Origin of the sequence: Curtobacterium sp. GD1, assembly GCF_020882855.1 — a bacterium.
In the GTDB taxonomy this organism is placed as follows: domain Bacteria; phylum Actinomycetota; class Actinomycetes; order Actinomycetales; family Microbacteriaceae; genus Curtobacterium.
In genome coordinates this window covers 180578-197651 of the sequence record NZ_JAFEVQ010000001.1, presented here as the reverse complement: position 1 = coordinate 197651, position 17074 = coordinate 180578, and the positions used below count along the sequence as shown (strand labels likewise).

Genomic DNA, 17074 nt, shown 5'->3' with positions numbered 1-17074 from the left:
GCCGGGTACTCACACGCGGCTCACGGGGGTCGCCACTTCTTCATCGAAGGAGTGCACCCGTGTCCGAAGTCATCACCCGCCCGCCGTTCGACCCCGAACTCGTGCCGTTCCTCGAAGCCTTCGCAGCGCGCGGTCCCGTCACCATCACGCCCGAGGTGTTGCCGCACATGCGGCAGCTCGACGTCACCGAGGCCGAACTCGATGCACGGCTGCACGCCCGCGGGTACGAGCGTCGACGCATCACCGTGCCCGGTCACCGCGGCGACCCGATCGACCTCGCGGTGATCCAGCGCATCGGTCGCACCGGAGCGACCACGGGCGTGTACACGATCCACGGGGGCGGCATGGTGTTCGGTCACCACCTCGGGAACCTCGACTCCTACGACGAGTGGCTGCTGGTCCACGACGTCGTGCTCGTCAGCGTGGACTACCGCCTCGCGCCCGAGTACCCGGACCCGTTCCCGGTCGAGGACTGTTACGCCGGGCTCGTGTGGGTGTCCGAGCATGCCGAGGAGCTCGGCATCGACCCGGACCGCATCGTCATCGCCGGGCAGAGCGCCGGGGGTGGCCTCGCAGCGGGCACGGCCCTGCTCGCCCGCGACCGACGCGGGCCGTCGCTGCTGGCCCAGATCCTCGTGTCGCCGATGCTCGACGACCGCGACGAGACCGTCTCCACCGTGCAGATCGACGGTGTCGGCGTCGCCGACCGCCAGCTGACCAGGTTCGGCTGGGACGCCTACCTCGGCAGCCGACGCGCCACCGACGACGTGTCCGTGTACGCCGCTCCCGCGCGGGCGACGGACCTCGCCGGACTCCCGCGCACCTACATCGACTGCGGCAGCGCCGAGGTCTTCCGCGACGAGACCGTGGCCTTCGCGAGCGGACTCTGGGCAGCGGGCGTCGACGCCGAGCTCCACGTGTGGCCAGGAGCCTTCCACGGCTTCACGAGCATGCTCCCCGACGCCACGATCTCGAGGACGGCGACCGCCGCACTGGCCGGGTGGACGAGCCGGACGCTCGGTGTCGACCACGGTTGAATGGGTCCATGCGGGCACTGGTGCTGGGTGGGACCGGATGGCTCGGACGTGCGATCGTCCGGGACCTCCTCGAGGACGGCGTCGAGGTCACCTGCCTCGCACGCGGTGCGACGGGTGACGTCCCGGACGGCGCCCGACTCGTCCGCACCGATCGTCGCGCGGACGGTGCCTACGAACCCGTGCGCGGCGCGTGGGACGAGGTGGTCGAGCTCTCGTCCGACCCGGCGCTCGTCCGTCCGGCGCTCGACGCGCTCGCTGACGCCGCCGCGCACTGGACGCTCGTCTCGACCACCTCGGTCTACGCCCGGAACGACGAACCGGGCGCGGACGAGACCGCCGAGGTCGTCGAACCCGTCGACCTGACGCAGTACGCGGACGCCAAGGTCGCTGCCGAGCGGAGCAGTGCGGACCGACTCGGATCGCGGCTCCTGGTCGCCCGACCCGGCCTCATCGTCGGCCCGGGCGACCCGAGCGACCGGTTCGGGTACTGGCCCGCCCGACTCAACCGACCCGGGCCGGTGCTGGTCCCCACGTCGGAAGGGCGTTCCGTGCAGGTCATCGACGTCGCGGACCTGGCCGCGTGGGTCGGACGTGCTTGGCGGACGGGTCACACCGGGGTCGTGAACGCCGTCGGCGAGGTCGTGCCGATGCGGGACTTCTTCCGCCTGGCCGTCGAGGCCACGGGCTTCGACGGCGAGCTCGTCGAGGTCGAGGACGACGTCCTGCTCTCACACGACGTGCAGTACTGGGCGGGGCCGAGGTCGTTGCCGCTGTGGCTTCCGCACTCCGATGCGGCGCTGATGCACCGGTCTGCGCGGGCGTTCCGCGATGCCGGGGGTCGGAGTCGTCCGCTGACGGAGACCCTCGCCGGGGTGCTCGACGACGAACGGGCGCGTGGGGTGGAGCGGCCGCGGTGGGCGGGGCTCGGGGTGGCCGAGGAGGCGGCGGTGCTCGCAGCTGTGCGCTGACGTCTCGCTCCGGCGCCGTCCGATCACCCACGGAGGCTCGCCGTGCTCGCGCTGGTGCGATTCGCTCCCCTTACCGTTTTCGCGACCGAAGGGGACGTGCCCTCGGCCGACTCGGTCCGGCTGCCTGCCGGGAGCACGGTGGTCGACGAGCAGAAGGAGTGCGCTTCCGGCGGGTGCTGGACGGCGCTCTCCGTCCGTCCTGCGGACGGGGCGACCCCCAAAGCGCTGGCGACGAGCCTCGGGATCGATCCGGAGACGCGGCTGGGTGGGTCGGTGTGGGACCCGCGCACCATCACCCTGCGCTCGGAGGTCCGGGGGGAGCTCCTGGTCATCCAGGCGGATTACTGGTCGCGCCCGGACGGTGACCGGACGGCGGACGGGAGGCGCGGTGCCAGCCCGCACCGCGCCTCCCGTCCGCCACCGGTCGCCGCGTGCAGTCGTCGATGTGTAACGCTTCGAGGGTGACTGGACACTCCTGGTTGTGACGAACGAACAGGACGACGGTCCGCTCTGGACCGACGCGTTGGACAACGTGCTGCGAGACGAGATGTGCGTTCCAGAAAAGACTGTCACTGTGAGGATCGACTTCAGAAGGCTTTTCAAACCCCCTGTCACGCCGGCCTCGAGAGCCAATATGTCCCATAGTGCTGGCACCGGCTGTTTCAACTTGAGTGACCCTCAAGGGCGGTGCGCGTCAGCGAGTCTCCCGAGGGCGTCAGCTGAAGAATCCGAGTCGTGGTTGCGAGGTGCCAGTGCGCGGCATGACGCTGCTCTGGAACGATGACGTCGCGAACAACCTCGGGCGGGACGTCTTCGGGGAGATGAGACGGATCGCCGAGTCAGGCACGCCGTTGCCGCTGCGATCCTCGAAACGAGTCACCTCCCCGGGCTTCCTCGCGTCCCCATCGTCGCGCATCCAGCCGGCGTGGCTAGCTTCCGAGCGTGACCGCCAGGCGGATCGACGAGGAAGCCCTGCGCCAGCTCACCGTCGACGGGCCAACAGCCCGCCGGCGTCAGCTCATGCGAGAGCTCGACCGCCTCGTCCGTCATCCCTTCGTCGACGAGGAACTGCGCGAGCAGATCCTTGCTGACGCTGAAGTTCGCGATTGGGTGCAGCGCGAGCGTCGCCCACACTAGGCGGCAGTACCTATGGCTTCGGACCCCGCGGCAGCCCGGAGAAAACGATGAAGAAGTCGAAGCCAAGCAAGCCGACGCCACCTAAGAAGGCGAGCCCAAGTGCTCAGCTTCTTCATTAGCTTGACGAACAGACCCCACGCCTGACACTCGTCTTTCGCGTGCGTCTTCCCAGAGACCGTCGCCGCAATCGCGAAGCACACCGCAACGACGCTAAGCAGCGTAACGACGAGTTGCAGGGACGTCGCGTTCGGCAGCCCGGAGTGCACGCCAGGGATACTCGCAGTGGTGTAGCCGGCGCTCAGAATCGTCGCGATCCCAGCCACTCTCATCTACGCGAGCTTCAGGGTAAGAACGATGTGCCCGAACGCGAAGAGGACATCGAACATCGAGTCGGTCGCAGGGACGCCGACAATCGGTGCCGCCAGAGCCACCCATATCGTGACGGTGGCAAGGCCCGCGAGGATGAATGCTCGGGTCCGTCGAAAGCGTTCGTCCGCGGTCAACCTCCCTGCGGGAAAAGTCTTGTTTGGCAGCGTAGCGGCTGCATCCCCGACGTCCGGCCCTCTTCTCCAACTCATCGGGTCGAGGTTGGGAGCAACGACTGTGCATTCCAAAGTTATTGCGACCCGTCGTACTCCCCGCCTGCGACCGACCGGGCCCCGCCCTCATCGCTCACCCTCAACGCGCGAGCCGGACGCGGGTCCGGTCTGTCCGACATCGGGCGAGCGACGATCCTGCCCGTCAAGCTGCGGAGCGCATCCGAGATGTCCACCCTCAGCTCTACGGCGAGCAACGCCAAAGTGAACACTCCGGGGTTGGCGACGTCGCCGTGCTCGATCTTCTGGATCGTCGAGGGATTCACTCCAGTGCGCGAAGCAAGCTCTCTCCGCGTCATATTTGGGATTTTCTTACGTGCTTTAAGCAGGGCCGCCCCAACGTCCACTGCACGCTGTGCGCGCCCGTCATCCCGGGCTCCCATCGGCCGAATCATGTCCGCCATATTAGCAGTATGTTACTAGCTACCTTGTCGACAGTGCTAAAGTGAGGCTATGACGGCTCGAGATCTTCGCGACCTCATCTCCGCGTACGGCGAGCGAGATGACCTAAAGTTCCGTCGCGCGGCTCAGGCGATCATCGCGAACGAAGAGCGAAAGCGGCACACGGTCCTCGCGACCGAGTTGAGGCATCTCCTGGCAGCGGGAGGTTCCGAGGTGTCTGTCCGTGAGATTCCGCGGATGCCGGAGCCGCCGACCGATCGAGACAGTGCACTCCCGTTGGCGCGGGTGTCGCACCCGGATGTGCAGCTCGACGATCTGACCTTGGCACCCGCTGTCCGCGAAACCTTCACCGGACTCGTGCAGGAGGTGCGTCGGTGGCCTGAGCTGGACCGGATGAATGTGCCGCGCCGCAACCGAGTATTGCTGGCTGGCCCACCCGGTTGCGGGAAGACCTCGGCGGCCGCGGCTCTCGCGGGTGCTCTCGGACGGCCACTGGTGACCGCCCGTGTCGAGGGTCTGATCTCTAGCTTCATCGGGGAGACGGCGACGAACCTCGCAAACTTGTTCGAATACGTGTCGAACGGGTCCTACGTGTTCTTCCTCGACGAGTTCGATTCGATCGGCAAACTCCGCGATGATCCCACCGATCACGGAGAGTTGCGGCGCGTTGTGAACGCGCTGCTGCAAATGATCGATGGATATCGGGGCGGATCGTTGATCGTTGCGGCCACCAATCACGCAGAAGTACTGGACGCAGCGCTGTGGCGCCGTTTCGATGTAATCAGCGAATTGGGTCTGCCCACCGTCGGACAGATCGAGACCATGCTGCGTCACGAACTCCCGCTAGGCTTCTCCGCCTTTGACGTGGCGGGAATCGCGGCGCGCTTGTCCGGGCTCCCGCATGCGGCGGTGCAGTTCCTGCTCGACAGTGCGAAGCGGCGAGCGATCCTCGCGCATCGCAAAAAGGTCAACATCGACGATGTCTCCCTCGCCTTGACGGAGACCGTCGGTCGGCGATGGTCCTGACCCCCGAGATGGGGTCGTGGTCCACTGGCGAAACCTGAGCATCTTTCCCTAGTCTCGGGAGGTGGACCATCTCAAGCTCACAGATCCGCTTCCGCTAACGTCGCGCCGCGCCGATCCCGTTCCGTCGCGCGATGGCACGGGGTTCGATCACTCCGCGCACGCGACGACGCTGCGAGGGGTGTTGGAGGGGCTTGCATCGGGGGGCGCTTTTACTCGGCGCGTCGAGACCGCGACGACTGATCCTCAAGACGATGACGATGAGACGATTGCGGACGCCGACGACCTCGGACGCGTCGTGCTGAAGTTCTCCGGGCGAGGTCACTTCAAGGACGGCGGCCGCGCCATGTTCAACAAGTGGGCCATGCAGCTGCTGGCGATCACTGGCGGCCGCGAGTACTTCGTGCTGTCAAGCGAGGACGCCAGGTCCGCATTCGAGGAAATCGTCGACGAATACGGCGTCGATCCCGACAGTTACGCGGATGAGGGCGTCTGGGGAGCGGCGCTGGAGAACGTTAACGGCATCAGCGTGTATAGCCGGGCGGATCGAGTCGGCGATGACCTGACGTTTCCCGACGACGACGAGACGACGCTTGTTGAGATCTCCCTGTGGCCCACGTCGATCGCCGCGGCCAATGCCGGCCGCGTCGCTGCAGCTCGCGTGGACGAAGTCGTCGCTGAGATTGAAGCGGCCGCAGAAGCGAATCCGGCGGTCACGGTGTTCGCAACGGACCTCGGTACGGACAATCCCGGCGTGCGCGCGAGAGTCGATCGTGTCGCCTTGGAACGAGTCCTTGGCAATTCGCTCGTAGAGCGAGTCTCCGGTCCGCTACGTCTGCCTGTGGCTCCCCTCGCGGACGACGATGGCGGACGGTCTGAGTACACGGCGCCGAGTGAGCCCGTCATCGCACGCGGAGAGCCGATCGGAATCATCGATGACCTGGTGTCCGAAGCGAACCCATGGTTGGACGGAGTCGTGATCGCGTCGGCGTCGTTCCCGCAGAACCTGGGCCACTTCACCGCGCACGGGACACAAGTAGCGGGCATCGCTGCATACGGGGACGTCGGAGCAATCATGCGTGGAGAGGCGTTCGACGCACCGCATCCGATCGTCGCGGCCCGAGTGCTGCGCGCCTCGGACGATGGCATCGCCGCGCAAGCCGCCGAGTCGTTCCCCGAATACCTCGAGCAGGCGTTCCGATGGCTCCACGATCAGCATGTGCGGATCGTAGTGTGCTCGTTCAATCGAACCGCCCCCGAATCGGGGGCGCTGCCATCGGAGACGACGGCGCTGATCGATCGGCTCGCGCGCGAACTCGGCATGGTCGTCGTCGGAAGCGCCGGCAACCTCTCCGCAGTTGAGGCCCACTGGCTGGACGGGTACCCGGGGTACCTTGCCGCAGCAGACTCCCGTATTGCTGAACCGGGCAACGCCGCGCTCGCCGTCACGGTCGGCAGTGTTGTCGGAGAGATAGCGTACGACAGCAATGCGACGCCGACCGCGTTTCCGATCACGAAGACGGCTGGTGGGGCGTCTCCTTTCACACGCACAGGGCCGGCCGTCGCACGGAACGATCATCCGCATCACAAACCCGAGTTCCAAGCTGTCGGCGGCAACTGGCTGTTCGACCGGGCGACAGAGCAGCCCGAGACCGCCGTCCCGGGCCTCAGCGTCGTCACGCTGCGGCCGAGTACCGGCGGTCGACACTTCGCGTACGCAACCGGCACCAGCCTCGCTGCGCCGTTTGTCGCTCATGAGATCGCGCGGCTAGCGGACCGGTACCCGCAGGCGACCCCGAACCTGCTCCGTGCCCTCACCGCACTGTCGGCGGGAACGACGGACAAGCTCCCCAACCCTCATAGCACCAGGTACGTCAGCTTCTACGGCGCCCCGCAGGTCGACCGCGTGATGGAAAGCGGTGGCAACACGGCGATCATGACGTACGAAGGCGTACTCGCGACGAACTCAGTCAACATTGTTGCGCTCCCCGTCCCGGACGAGTTCGCCGCGGACGCATCCGCCCGTCGGCTTCGCGTCGCGCTCGCTTACGATCCGCCCGTACACCGCAGTCGGCGGAACTACACGGCCGGGCACATCGACATCGACTTCGTTCGCGGCCACAGCCTCGAGGAGGTCGTCGCGATGTACGAACGCCAGCCGTCAATGAAGGCCGCAGAAGCCGACCCGACGCTCGTGCGGTTGGAGTTGTGGCCGAAGAAGGAGCGCCCCGACCTCACGCCGGGCAAACAGCAGATGCAGTCGAACACGCTTACGGTGCGCGAGTACTTCCGTCCCGAAGGCGGCTGGTACGAAGAACACGAGCACTACTTCTTGCTGCTCACACACACCCACAACCCGAGAACCCAAGAACAGCGGAGCAAGTACCCGTCGCAGGCGTTCGCGTTGGCAGTCGAGCTGACGGACCTTGGTCGACCCGACCTCGACGTCCATGCACTCACGGCCGCGAAATTGCGAGACCAGGCACAGCAGAGCGCCGATTCAACTGCTCGCGCAACCGGAAGGAGCAGAGGATGATAGAAGCGCATACGCACGTCGACGACCTCCCGTACGCGTCCGAATCCGACCGCTTCCCGGACCCGCCAACCGATCGTTGGTCGACGGTGAAGCGCCGTACCGAGGGTGACCGCGACGACGTTGTCATTGAAGGCTGGTGCCTGTTCTGCAATGGCGCGATGAGCTCCGTTGAACCAGTGCAGGTGTTGATGGTGGATGGGTCGTTTATCACCGCATCTGCCACGGCAAGCAAGGAGCTTTTCGTGCAACTGCAGCGCCGTTGCGGCTGCTCGCACGAGCACCCCGGCTCTCCGATCGGACGCACCGGCTGCGGTCGAGTGTGGGATCAGATTGTCGCGGTGCCAGCATGAGCGAGCGTGCCGGACGCCTGATCTCGACGAGCCAGTCATCGGAAGAATCCCGCCGTCGCGCCAAACGGACTAAGCGGCTTCTCGAGCAGCAGCTGCCATCGGTGCGTGCCGCAGCGGAGAAGTGGCGTAACGGAACCACGCTCGCATCCGCGTTAACAACCCTGGGCGGGTTCCTTGGCGCCCCCACCCGAATCGACATGCTCGCGACTGGTTGGCGCACAACCGCCGGCATCACGTTGGCAATAACGGCCACCTGCATCGTCGCGAGCCTGGCGTGCTCGATGCGAGCATCGTTTGGTTGGCCACGAAAGATCGTTCGGGATCGGGCGGACTGGTACGAGCAGTGGGAGGCGAACGAGATCGCAACCGCCTCGGGCTATCTTGCGGCGTCAATGGTCCTCGCCGCCATCGCGGCCATAGGCGTCGGTGTCTTCGTCGGCGTTCTGTTCTTCACCGGCGGGACGGGATCGCCGTAAATAGCTCCGTCATCCCTGTCGACGGTTCGATTCGTCGGGTGCACGATGATCGCCACGATCGTGATGGCCTCGAGCGACTTTAGCCTCTCGACGAGTTGGCCCACTTGGAACTTCTTGGCAGGCGTGCTCGGCGAACAGGCAGGAGAAAGGAGCCACTATGCGCGAGCAGGCGGCAAACACGACACACCCCTGGGTCAGTGGGTCAGGGCACCAATCACATTCCGCCAGTCCATGCCATCGAGGGCACGGTCGAAACTGATCGAGCTCGACGAGTTACCGACTTCGTTCTTCGTGCGAAGGTCAAACATCAGGACACTGTACGAGCCGTCACTGACGCCCTTCGGCCCGTGGAAGTCAGCTCTAAGCGGGTTCCCGTCCACTGCACCATAGATGGTCACCAGGACGTCGGGGATCTCCGGACCCCTTGCACCTGCGGTGAAAGTGACGCCGCGGGCCGCGAACTGCCGCGCAACGCCCCCTTCCATATCCAATGCCGACATATTGGCTTCCTTTCAAGCGTCGTCGGCTGCGAGCACCCTTCCGCACACTCGCGGTCGGAAAGTACGATGTGTCGCGGATCCCAAGCACCGTTCTCTGAACTCGCGGATCAAGAGGCACCCGACGTCCACGAGGCTAACAGTTGTCGGCCGCCAGCCCATTCGTCTGACCGCCCCGTCGTTTCTATTGGGACCGCACTGAGCATTACGGTGCGGTGGTGCCGTCGGGTACTGCACGGACGCAGCAGGGACGATGCGTATCAGGGAGGGCCAGGCGTGGTAGGCGCGATCTACCGCTGCCGGCCCATCTAGCGCCGCCCCGGAACGATTCAGTCAAGAATGTCGTCAGCTGATCGACCGGGTGACCGCGACGTGGTCTCGCGCATGCCTAGTGTTATCGGCGTCGGGGCCGATACTCGACACGGAGGACTGAGGGTCTCCCTGAATCTGTTGCCAATCAACAGGTGGCCCAGCCGGTGCGCGGGCGGATGGTGGATGGGCAGCGAGCACCAAAGCGACATCGCGTGGCCGGACTCGCGCAACGCTTGCCAGGCCGCTCAGCACTCGTTGGCCATCCAGGACTGCTGCGTGCAGCTCGGCTAAGTCAAAGTCGTCGACGGTGCCGCGCAGGCGGAGCCTTCCCGGCAGGAGGGTCACGGGAGGCATTTCTCGGACCGGCGCTGGGTGGCCAGATGCCTCAAGCACGGCGGTGAGATACCGGTCCATCTGTGCGAGGACTTCGCTGGTGAGTGTCCGACATAGTCGTCGCGGCCGACGCGATCTGGCTTCGCACGCTCGCCATCGGCTATTCCTCCTCATCCTGGAGAAGAAGCACACGCCTTGCTGCGTGCGTTACGTCGACTGGGCTCGCGACCGGAAGCAATATTTCGCCCTTAAACACCTCGTTGTGGTCGCGTGCCGTAAGCTGCCAAGTGCCGTGGATGGCAGTGAGGGATGCGTCCGCCACAAAGAGCACGAACTCTTCATCTTCAGACTCGTAGCTGCCGAGCGGTCGAAGCTCGCCGATGTTGAGATCGAGATCGACCGATCCGCCGTTCTTGAAGCTGACAGACGGCGGGACATACTGACCCGGCGTTGAGGGATGCATGTAGGCAAGGTGCGAGTAGTCCGGAATGTTGAGCGTCCGCTGGGTCGGTCCCCAAATGCGTGGAGGGTGCGGAAGTTCGAGATCTGAGAAGTCATCTGCCCATTCCGGATCCACAAAGTCTGTCGCGAACACCTCGCCTTCGAGGTGAAGCTTTATCTCGACGTCGCGGAAAAACACGGTTGTCCGGTTGGTCACTTTGACGATAATCGGGGTGAGCAAGCTAGCCGCGACCCGGTCGCGCGCCGAGGACCATGCAGCGCGGAAACGGCCCTCCCAAGCATCGATGGAGGCACGGTAGGTTTCTTCGGTTCGCTCTTCCGGGATCAGCATTGCGCTCATGATCGACGAAAGTCCGTTCAGCCCCAGAAGCGCCGCACGGCTAGAGCTCACCGGATAATCATCGTCGACTTCGGTGAGCGGCTGCGGAGTCGGGAGGGCGCCAAGCAGCCGAGCGGTCTGTCGGCTCAGATACTCATCGATGGTTCGCTCGTTGGCGTGACTGATTGGCGAGATCTCCCCGAGCAACTCAACCGCGAAGTCGACCTCCACCTTCGACGCAGCGCTTCCGCGTTGCAGAAGAAGGTCGACTTCGTCCGCGTTCGCCTCGCGCGTTTCGCCGTCGGCCCGGATGTAGATGCGACCGTTGGTCAGCGAGTCACCACTGCTTCGGCACGGGAAGGGCCCCTGTCCGGGCATAGGCGGGTCAACCAGTACGACCAGCACCTGATTCGTGGAGTCTCGGACTGGCACCCACACGATGTCCCAGCGAGGGCCGGCTGCACCGACGTACTGCTGGACGATTTTTGCGATCTCCATCATCTCGATCGGCGGAATACCCGCGATCAAACCTCTGCCAACGCCTATCACCATCGCGGCGTAGCCCTCGAAAGCAGCCGCTGCTGTGTCCGGCATGCGATTCGCTGCGCCGAGGATGAACTTGGCGATCTTCTCCTTGTCCTTCTTCGTGGAAAGATCGAGGATGCTCTTGAGTTCGAGATAGTGACGCTCTGCTAAGTCTCCCTGCTCAGCAACAGCCATCACGAGACGTTGCGCAGCCAGGACCCCGCGCGGCGCTTGCGAGGTGTCGATACCAGTCATAGCGCGCTCCGTACGAAAGAGGGACTGAGTAGGTGGCCACACACCTTCATGTCGTCAACGCCGACTCAGCGGAGGCGCCCACGGTTGCAATAGCCACGAGGCTTTAGGTTATCCGTGGCCTCCGACGATCCGAGCTTGGCGCTTCGGGAAGCCGCGACGTTGGTGACGCTGGCGGAGAGATTCGTACGGGCAGCCGGTTGCCGGCGTCGTGCGTGGGGTAGACGCTTGTTGTGGTGCGCGTTCAGACCTTCGAGGCCTCGGCGCCTCGGTGCTGCGCCGAGGTGGAAGAGCTCTTCGTAGCCGACGAGATGCACGATACAAGACCACGCGCGTCAGCCAGAGCGTCATCACACGCCTGAGAGAGGCTCGACGAGTCTTGCAGGAGCCATCGTTGCCGTCAGCACCGAAGGCGCTCTACTTCTCGCATCGTCGTGACGCCAGAGCTTAGAACTGGACATGTCTTCTTGGAAACCACACGAGAAGCGCTCCTACTGCGGCATGTCCACGAACCTCGAGAACATCCCGTGGAACGCCACCGTGATCGTGTCCGTCGGCCCGTTGCGGTGCTTCGCCACGATGAGGTCCGCCTCACCCTGCCGCGGGTTGTCCTTCTCGTACGCCGACTCGCGGTGCAGCAGGATGACCATGTCGGCGTCCTGCTCGATCGAGCCCGACTCACGCAGGTCGGAGATCTGGGGCTTCTTGTCGGCACGCTGCTCGGGGCCACGGTTCAGCTGCGACAGTGCGACGACAGGGACCTGGAGCTCCTTCGCCATGAGCTTCAGCGCACGCGAGAACTCGGAGACCTCTTGCTGGCGGGACTCGACCTTCTTGCCGGATGTCATGAGCTGCAGGTAGTCGATGACGACCATGCGGAGGTTGTGCTGCTGCTTGAGACGCCGGCACTTCGCCCGGATCTCGACGAGCGTCATGTTGGGGGAGTCGTCGATGAAGAACGGGGCGTCGTTGATCCGCCCACGGGTCTGCGCGATGGTCGTCCAGTCGCGAGAGTCGACGGTGCCCTTGCGCATGTTCTGCAGGGGCACGCTGGACTCGGCGGAGAGCAGACGCATCGCGATCTCGGCGCGACCCATCTCGAGCGAGAAGAACGCGGCAGTCTCGTTGTGCTTGATCGCGGCCGCGCGGCAGAGGTCGAGCGCGAGCGTCGACTTCCCGAGGGCCGGTCGGGCGGCGATGATGATGAGCTGGCCGGGGTGGAAGCCGTTGGTGAGGCCGTCGAGCTGGGCGAAGCCGGTCGGGACACCGGTCATCTGCCCGTCGCGCCCCTTCGCAGCCTCGATCTCGTCGAGGGCGGCGGAGATGGCGTCGGTGAGGGGGACGTAGTCCTCGGTCTGGACACCACCGGCGACGTTGTAGACCTCGGCCTGGGCGCTGTTCACGAGGTCGGTGACCTCACCCTCGGACGCGTACCCCATCTGCACGATGCGGGTGCCCGCGTCGACGAGGCGGCGCAGGACGGCCTTCTCCGCCACGATCGCCGCGTAGTACCCGGCGTTCGCCGCGGTGGGCACCATGCTCGTGACGCTGTGCAGGTACTCGGCGCCGCCGGCGCGGGACAGCAGGCCGGTCTTCGTCAGCTCGTCGGTGACGGCGATGACGTCGGTCGGCTCACCGTGCGAGTAGAGGGACAGGATCGCGTCGAAGATGACCTCGTGCTTGGGGATGTAGAAGTCCACGCCACGTGCGGTCTCGATGACGTCGGCCACGGCGTCCTTCGACAGGAGCATGCCGCCGATCGTCGACTGCTCGGCGAGCATGTCGTGCGGGGGAGTGCGTTCCGCGCCACCACGATCCGCGTAGTCCTGCGGCGCGGGTTCGAGATGCGCGATCGACACACTTGCTCCTCTTGTTCAGTGGCGGCTCGTCCAGTGGCTGCGACGGGTCCGTCGACGTCGGCCGTGACGAACCGACCGTCCCTGTTCTACCCCGGGCGACCGACATCGCCGAGTCGCTGGGCCAAGCTACGGGGACAGAGTTATCCCCAGCAAACGCCCCTGTGGATAACTCTGTGGAGAGCCTGCGGAACACGCCGGGATGCTGTGTGGACAACTGTGGACAGGGGTGTGGACAAGTGGCCTGGGGAACACACTTTCGACCGCTTGACCTGGGGTTTCGTGTTCCACACCATGTGTGGAGAAGTGGGGTTCAAGTACGCATTGAAGGTTGCCGATCCGACCGTTTCGCCTGTGTAAAAACAGTTGACAAACGGAAACCTGAGGACAACTTTCCCAAGCCGTTCCCAGCAAGCGCGACCCTGTCTGAGAAGTAACCGGTCAGCGCGGGACGAGCCGCGCCTCCTGGGTCGGAACCGCCACCGACGACCCCGGAACGCGACGACGGGCGGGCCTCCCGGAGGAGACCCGCCCGTCGTGAGCGGAAGACCGCAGCCAGTGTTACTTGGCGGCGACGACCTGGAGCGAGATCACGGCAGTGATGTCCTCGCGCAGACGCACGGTGGCCTCGTGGTCACCGACGGTCTTGATGGTCGCGGGGACCTCGACCTTGCGCTTGTCGAGCGAGCCGACGCCCTGCGCCTGGACGGCGTCAGCGACGTCGCCCGGACGGACGGAGCCGAACAGACGACCGTCCTTGCCGGCCTTGACGGTCAGCTTGATGGTCGCGTTCTCGAGCTTCATCTTGAGGTCCTGTGCCTCTTCGATGGTGGCGAGCTCGCGAGCGGCACGTGCCGCACGGATCGACTCGACCTGCTTCTCGCCGCCCTTGGACCACGCGACAGCGAAGCCCTGCGGGATCAGGTAGTTGCGGGCGTAGCCGTTCTTGACGTCGACGACGTCACCGGCGGAACCGAGGCCGGAGACCTCGTGGGTGAGGATGAGCTTCGACATGTGTCGACCTCCGATCAGCGGCCGGAGCCGGCGTAGGGGAGGAGCGCCATCTCACGGGCGTTCTTCACGGCACGGGCGATGAGGCGCTGCTCCTGGACGGAGACGCCGGTGATGCGACGGGCGCGGATCTTGCCACGCTCCGAGATGAACTTGCGAAGGGTCGCGACGTCCTTGTAGTCGATGACGCCGACCTTGATCGACTTCGCGGGAGCGGCGTTCTTGCCGCCCTTACCGCGAGGCTTCCGGCGATCGCCGGTGCTCTTTCCAGCCATTGTTTGTCCTTAAGAAGTGGAAGTTGTGTCCGTTGAACCGCGGAGGATCAGAACGGGGTCTCGTCGTCGTACGTGCCGCCCGGGGTGCTCCACACGTCGTTCGACTGTGCGTTGCCGCCCTGCTGGCCACCCTGGGGGGACCAGGGCGCGTCCGACTGACCGCCGCCGTTGTTGTTCCAGCCGCCGCCGTTGCCGCCGTTGCCCGCCGGGGCGTTGCCGCCACCGACCTGGCCACGACCGCCGCCGGAACCACCCGCAGCACGGGTGATCTGCGCGGTCGCGTAGCGGAGCGACGGGCCGATCTCGTCGACCTCGAGCTCGATGCTCGTGCGCTGCTGGCCCTCACGGTCCTGGTACGAGCGCTGACGGAGACGACCCTGCGCGATGACGCGCGAGCCCTTCGTCAGCGAGCCCGCCACGTGCTCGGCGAACTCGCGCCAGACGCTCGCACGGAGGAACAGCGCGTCGCCGTCCTTCCACTCGTTCGCCTGACGGTCGAACGTGCGAGGAGTCGACGCGATGGTGAAGTTCGCCACGGCGAGCCCGTTCTGCGTGTACCGCAGCTCCGGGTCCGCGGTGAGGTTGCCCACCACCGTGATGACGGTTTCGCCGGCCACGGGTTACTCGGCGCTCGCGGTCGCGGTTGCGTTGGCGGCCTTGCGGGCCGCGCGGGCCTCGTCGCGCTGCTTCTGGGCGGCGACCTGCGCGATGCCCTCTTCGGCGCGGAGGACCTTCGTGCGGAGCACGGCCTCGGAGAGGCCGAGCTGACGGTCCAGCTCCTTGGCGGCCTCGGGGGTGGACGTGAAGTCCACGACGGCGTAGATGCCCTCGGACTTCTTCGCGATCTCGTAGGCGAGACGACGACGGCCCCAGACGTCCACGTTGTCGACGGTGCCACCGTCGTTGCGGATCACAGCGAGGAACTTGTCCAGGCTGGGAGCGACGGTGCGCTCGTCGATCTCGGGGTCGAGGATCGCCATCAGTTCGTACTGGTGCATGCGGAACCCACCTCCTCTGGTCTCAGCGGCCCCGAGCAGTTCTCGGGGCAGGAGGGTTGATGCATGTGTCCTGCCACGCAGTGTGCGTGCGGACAACCCGGCAAGCTTAGCGGACGGCCTGGAGGCGCGCCACCGGCTGTGCAGAACCGATCGCGTCCGTCAGGCGGTCGCGTCGCGGGCGGCCCACCAGTCGCGCAGGCGCGCTTCGGCATCGTCGGACCCGAGGGGGCCCTCGTCCATCCGCACCTCGAGGAGGAAGCGGTAGGCCTCGCCCACGGCACGCCCCGGCGGGATGTCGAGGATGCGCATGATGTCGTCGCCGGAGAGGTCGGGACGGATCGAGTCGAGCTTCTCCTGCTCGGAGAGTTCGCGGATCCGGTCCTCGAGGTCGTCGTACGCGAAGGCGAGCCGGTCGGCCTTGCGGCGGTTCCGGGTGGTGACGTCGGAGCGGGTGAGCTCGTGCAGGCGTTCGAGCTGGTCGCCGGCGTCCCGGACGTAGCGACGGACGGCGGAGTCGGTCCACGCGCCGTCCGTGTAGCCGAAGAAGCGGAGGTGCAGCTCGATCAGGCGGCTGACGGCGGCGATGGTGTCGTTGTCGAAGCGCAGGGCACGGAGCCGCTTCTTCGCGAGCTTCGAGCCGACGAGGTCGTGGTGGTGGAAGCTCACGGCGCCGCCGGGCTCGAGCTTGCGGGTCGCGGGCTTCCCGATGTCGTGCAGGAGCGCTGCGAGTCGGAGCACCGTGTCGGGGGCGTCGCCGGGGTGCCGCTCGGCCTCGTAGCCGATCGCCTGCGTCAGCACCGTGAGGGAGTGCTCGTAGACGTCCTTGTGGTGGTGGTGCTCGTCGATCTCGAGCCGCATCGCCGGCAGTTCGGGGAGGAACCGCTCGGCCAGCCCGGTGTCGACGAGCAGACGCACGCCGTCCACCGGTCCGTCCGTGTTCAGCAGCTTGACCAGTTCGTCGCGGACCCGCTCGGCGGAGACGATGTCGATCGAGTCGACCAGGTCCGTCATGGCCTCGCGCACCTCGTCCGAGACCGTGAAGCCGAGCTGCGCGGTGAACCGGGCGGCGCGCATCATCCGCAGGGGGTCGTCGCGGAAGGAGACCCGGGCGGCCTGGGGCGTGTGCAGGCGCTCGGCGAGGAGGTCCTCGACGCCGCCGTGCACGTCGACGAGCTCCCGCGCGGGCAACCGGAGCGCCATCGCGTTGACGGTGAAGTCGCGGCGGAGCAGGTCGTCCTCGATGGTGTCGCCGAACGCGACCTCGGGCTTGCGGGTCTCGCCGTCGTAGACGTCACTGCGGTACGTGGTGATCTCGACCTGCTCGCCGGCCACCCGCGCGGCGATGGTGCCGAACTGCCGACCGACGTCCCAGGTGTTGCTCGCGATCGGTCCGACGATCCGCAGGATGTCGTCCGGACGGGCGTCGGTGGTGAAGTCGAGGTCGGTGACCGCTCGCCCGAGGAAGGCGTCGCGGACGGGCCCGCCGACGAGGGCCAGTTCGTGTCCGGCGTCGGCGAAGGCCCGAGCGAGGATGGCGACGGGCTCGGTGGCGGCGAGTGCGTCGAGTCGCTCGACGGCCTGGGCAACGGACTGCATGACGGTCCTCATCCTCCCAGATCGCAGGCCTGAGTTCTCCACAACGTGCGCGCGCACGGGAGCGTTCATGGTCGGGCCTCATACACTCGTGGACGGCCCGAACCGACCCCGTG

The 17074-nt window shown here is 66.0% G+C and carries 16 protein-coding genes; 7 read left to right on the top strand and 9 right to left on the bottom strand.

What is annotated here, in order from left to right; translation table 11 throughout:
• The first annotated feature begins 59 nt into the window (after positions 1–59).
• The 3 genes from JSX79_RS00985 (at position 60) to JSX79_RS00975 (ending at position 3142) form a co-directional block, all read left to right on the top strand.
• Positions 60–1037 carry an alpha/beta hydrolase gene (locus JSX79_RS00985; RefSeq protein WP_229084753.1) on the top strand — a complete coding sequence of 326 codons (978 nt, stop codon included), beginning with the start codon at positions 60–62 and terminating at the stop codon, positions 1035–1037.
• Between the two features lie 8 nt (positions 1038–1045).
• Positions 1046–2005, top strand: a complete 960-nt coding sequence (locus tag JSX79_RS00980) for an NAD-dependent epimerase/dehydratase family protein (protein ID WP_229084750.1) — start codon at positions 1046–1048, stop codon at positions 2003–2005.
• Between the two features lie 942 nt (positions 2006–2947).
• The gene (locus JSX79_RS00975) at positions 2948–3142 is read left to right on the top strand and encodes a hypothetical protein (RefSeq protein WP_229084748.1); all 195 of its coding nucleotides are present in this window, start codon (positions 2948–2950) and stop codon (positions 3140–3142) included.
• Between the two features lie 616 nt (positions 3143–3758).
• Here the strand turns inward: JSX79_RS00975 and JSX79_RS18825 are convergent.
• On the bottom strand, positions 3759–4121 hold the full coding sequence (locus JSX79_RS18825) for a helix-turn-helix domain-containing protein (protein ID WP_374474646.1): 363 nt from the start codon (positions 4119–4121) through the stop codon (positions 3759–3761).
• 70 nt (positions 4122–4191) lie between these two features.
• Between JSX79_RS18825 and JSX79_RS00970 the strand changes: the two genes are divergently transcribed.
• The 4 genes from JSX79_RS00970 (at position 4192) to JSX79_RS00955 (ending at position 8525) form a co-directional block, all read left to right on the top strand.
• The gene (locus JSX79_RS00970; RefSeq protein ID WP_229084745.1) at positions 4192–5166 is read left to right on the top strand and encodes an AAA family ATPase; all 975 of its coding nucleotides are present in this window, start codon (positions 4192–4194) and stop codon (positions 5164–5166) included.
• Between the two features lie 61 nt (positions 5167–5227).
• Entirely contained in the window at positions 5228–7699 is a 2472-nt protein-coding gene (locus JSX79_RS00965; RefSeq protein ID WP_229084742.1) for a S8 family serine peptidase, read from the top strand.
• Positions 7696–8049, top strand: a complete 354-nt coding sequence (locus JSX79_RS00960; RefSeq protein WP_229084740.1) for a hypothetical protein — start codon at positions 7696–7698, stop codon at positions 8047–8049. The genes JSX79_RS00965 and JSX79_RS00960 overlap by 4 nt, the downstream gene beginning before the upstream one ends.
• Positions 8046–8525: a hypothetical protein gene (locus JSX79_RS00955; RefSeq protein WP_229084732.1), complete on the top strand. Its 480-nt coding sequence runs from the start codon at positions 8046–8048 to the stop codon at positions 8523–8525. The genes JSX79_RS00960 and JSX79_RS00955 overlap by 4 nt, the downstream gene beginning before the upstream one ends.
• 194 nt (positions 8526–8719) lie before the next feature.
• Here the strand turns inward: JSX79_RS00955 and JSX79_RS00950 are convergent, their stop codons facing one another.
• The 8 genes from JSX79_RS00950 to JSX79_RS00915 form a co-directional block, all read right to left on the bottom strand.
• Positions 8720–9025, bottom strand: coding sequence for a hypothetical protein (locus JSX79_RS00950; protein ID WP_229084730.1), 306 nt, complete (start codon positions 9023–9025; stop codon positions 8720–8722).
• 802 nt (positions 9026–9827) lie between these two features.
• Positions 9828–11228 carry a hypothetical protein gene (locus JSX79_RS00945; protein WP_229084728.1) on the bottom strand — a complete coding sequence of 467 codons (1401 nt, stop codon included), beginning with the start codon at positions 11226–11228 and terminating at the stop codon, positions 9828–9830.
• A 488-nt stretch (positions 11229–11716) separates the two neighbouring features.
• On the bottom strand, positions 11717–13084 hold the full coding sequence (gene dnaB / locus JSX79_RS00940; protein WP_070417481.1) for a replicative DNA helicase: 1368 nt from the start codon (positions 13082–13084) through the stop codon (positions 11717–11719).
• A gap of 558 nt (positions 13085–13642) precedes the next feature.
• Positions 13643–14095 (bottom strand): 50S ribosomal protein L9, encoded by a 453-nt coding sequence (rplI, locus tag JSX79_RS00935; RefSeq protein ID WP_069712629.1) that lies wholly within the window; start codon positions 14093–14095, stop codon positions 13643–13645.
• Positions 14096–14109: 14 nt separating this feature from the next.
• On the bottom strand, positions 14110–14367 hold the full coding sequence (rpsR, locus tag JSX79_RS00930; RefSeq protein WP_017887834.1) for a 30S ribosomal protein S18: 258 nt from the start codon (positions 14365–14367) through the stop codon (positions 14110–14112).
• A gap of 47 nt (positions 14368–14414) precedes the next feature.
• Positions 14415–14984, bottom strand: coding sequence for a single-stranded DNA-binding protein (locus JSX79_RS00925; protein WP_070417480.1), 570 nt, complete (start codon positions 14982–14984; stop codon positions 14415–14417).
• A 3-nt stretch (positions 14985–14987) separates the two neighbouring features.
• Complete coding sequence (rpsF, locus tag JSX79_RS00920) at positions 14988–15365, bottom strand: 30S ribosomal protein S6 (RefSeq protein WP_070417479.1); 378 nt, start codon at positions 15363–15365, stop codon at positions 14988–14990.
• Between the two features lie 159 nt (positions 15366–15524).
• A complete protein-coding gene (locus tag JSX79_RS00915; RefSeq protein WP_229084726.1) occupies positions 15525–16961 on the bottom strand; it encodes a CCA tRNA nucleotidyltransferase in 1437 nt (478 codons plus the stop codon).
• Between the last annotated feature and the right edge of the window lie 113 nt (positions 16962–17074).

Bases quoted from the DNA above. Each gene is read 5' to 3' on its own strand.
- JSX79_RS00980 (WP_229084750.1), top strand. From the start codon at position 1,046: ATGCGGGCACTGGTGCTGGGTGGGACCGGATGGCTCGGACGTGCGATC.
- JSX79_RS18825 (WP_374474646.1), bottom strand. From the start codon at position 4,121: ATGGGAGCCCGGGATGACGGGCGCGCACAGCGTGCAGTGGACGTTGGG.
- JSX79_RS00970 (WP_229084745.1), top strand. From the start codon at position 4,192: ATGACGGCTCGAGATCTTCGCGACCTCATCTCCGCGTACGGCGAGCGA.
- JSX79_RS00960 (WP_229084740.1), top strand. From the start codon at position 7,696: ATGATAGAAGCGCATACGCACGTCGACGACCTCCCGTACGCGTCCGAA.
- JSX79_RS00955 (WP_229084732.1), top strand. From the start codon at position 8,046: ATGAGCGAGCGTGCCGGACGCCTGATCTCGACGAGCCAGTCATCGGAA.
- JSX79_RS00950 (WP_229084730.1), bottom strand. From the start codon at position 9,025: ATGTCGGCATTGGATATGGAAGGGGGCGTTGCGCGGCAGTTCGCGGCC.
- JSX79_RS00945 (WP_229084728.1), bottom strand. From the start codon at position 11,228: ATGACTGGTATCGACACCTCGCAAGCGCCGCGCGGGGTCCTGGCTGCG.
- rplI (WP_069712629.1), bottom strand. From the start codon at position 14,095: ATGTCGAAGCTCATCCTCACCCACGAGGTCTCCGGCCTCGGTTCCGCC.
- rpsR (WP_017887834.1), bottom strand. From the start codon at position 14,367: ATGGCTGGAAAGAGCACCGGCGATCGCCGGAAGCCTCGCGGTAAGGGC.
- rpsF (WP_070417479.1), bottom strand. From the start codon at position 15,365: ATGCACCAGTACGAACTGATGGCGATCCTCGACCCCGAGATCGACGAG.
- JSX79_RS00915 (WP_229084726.1), bottom strand. From the start codon at position 16,961: ATGCAGTCCGTTGCCCAGGCCGTCGAGCGACTCGACGCACTCGCCGCC.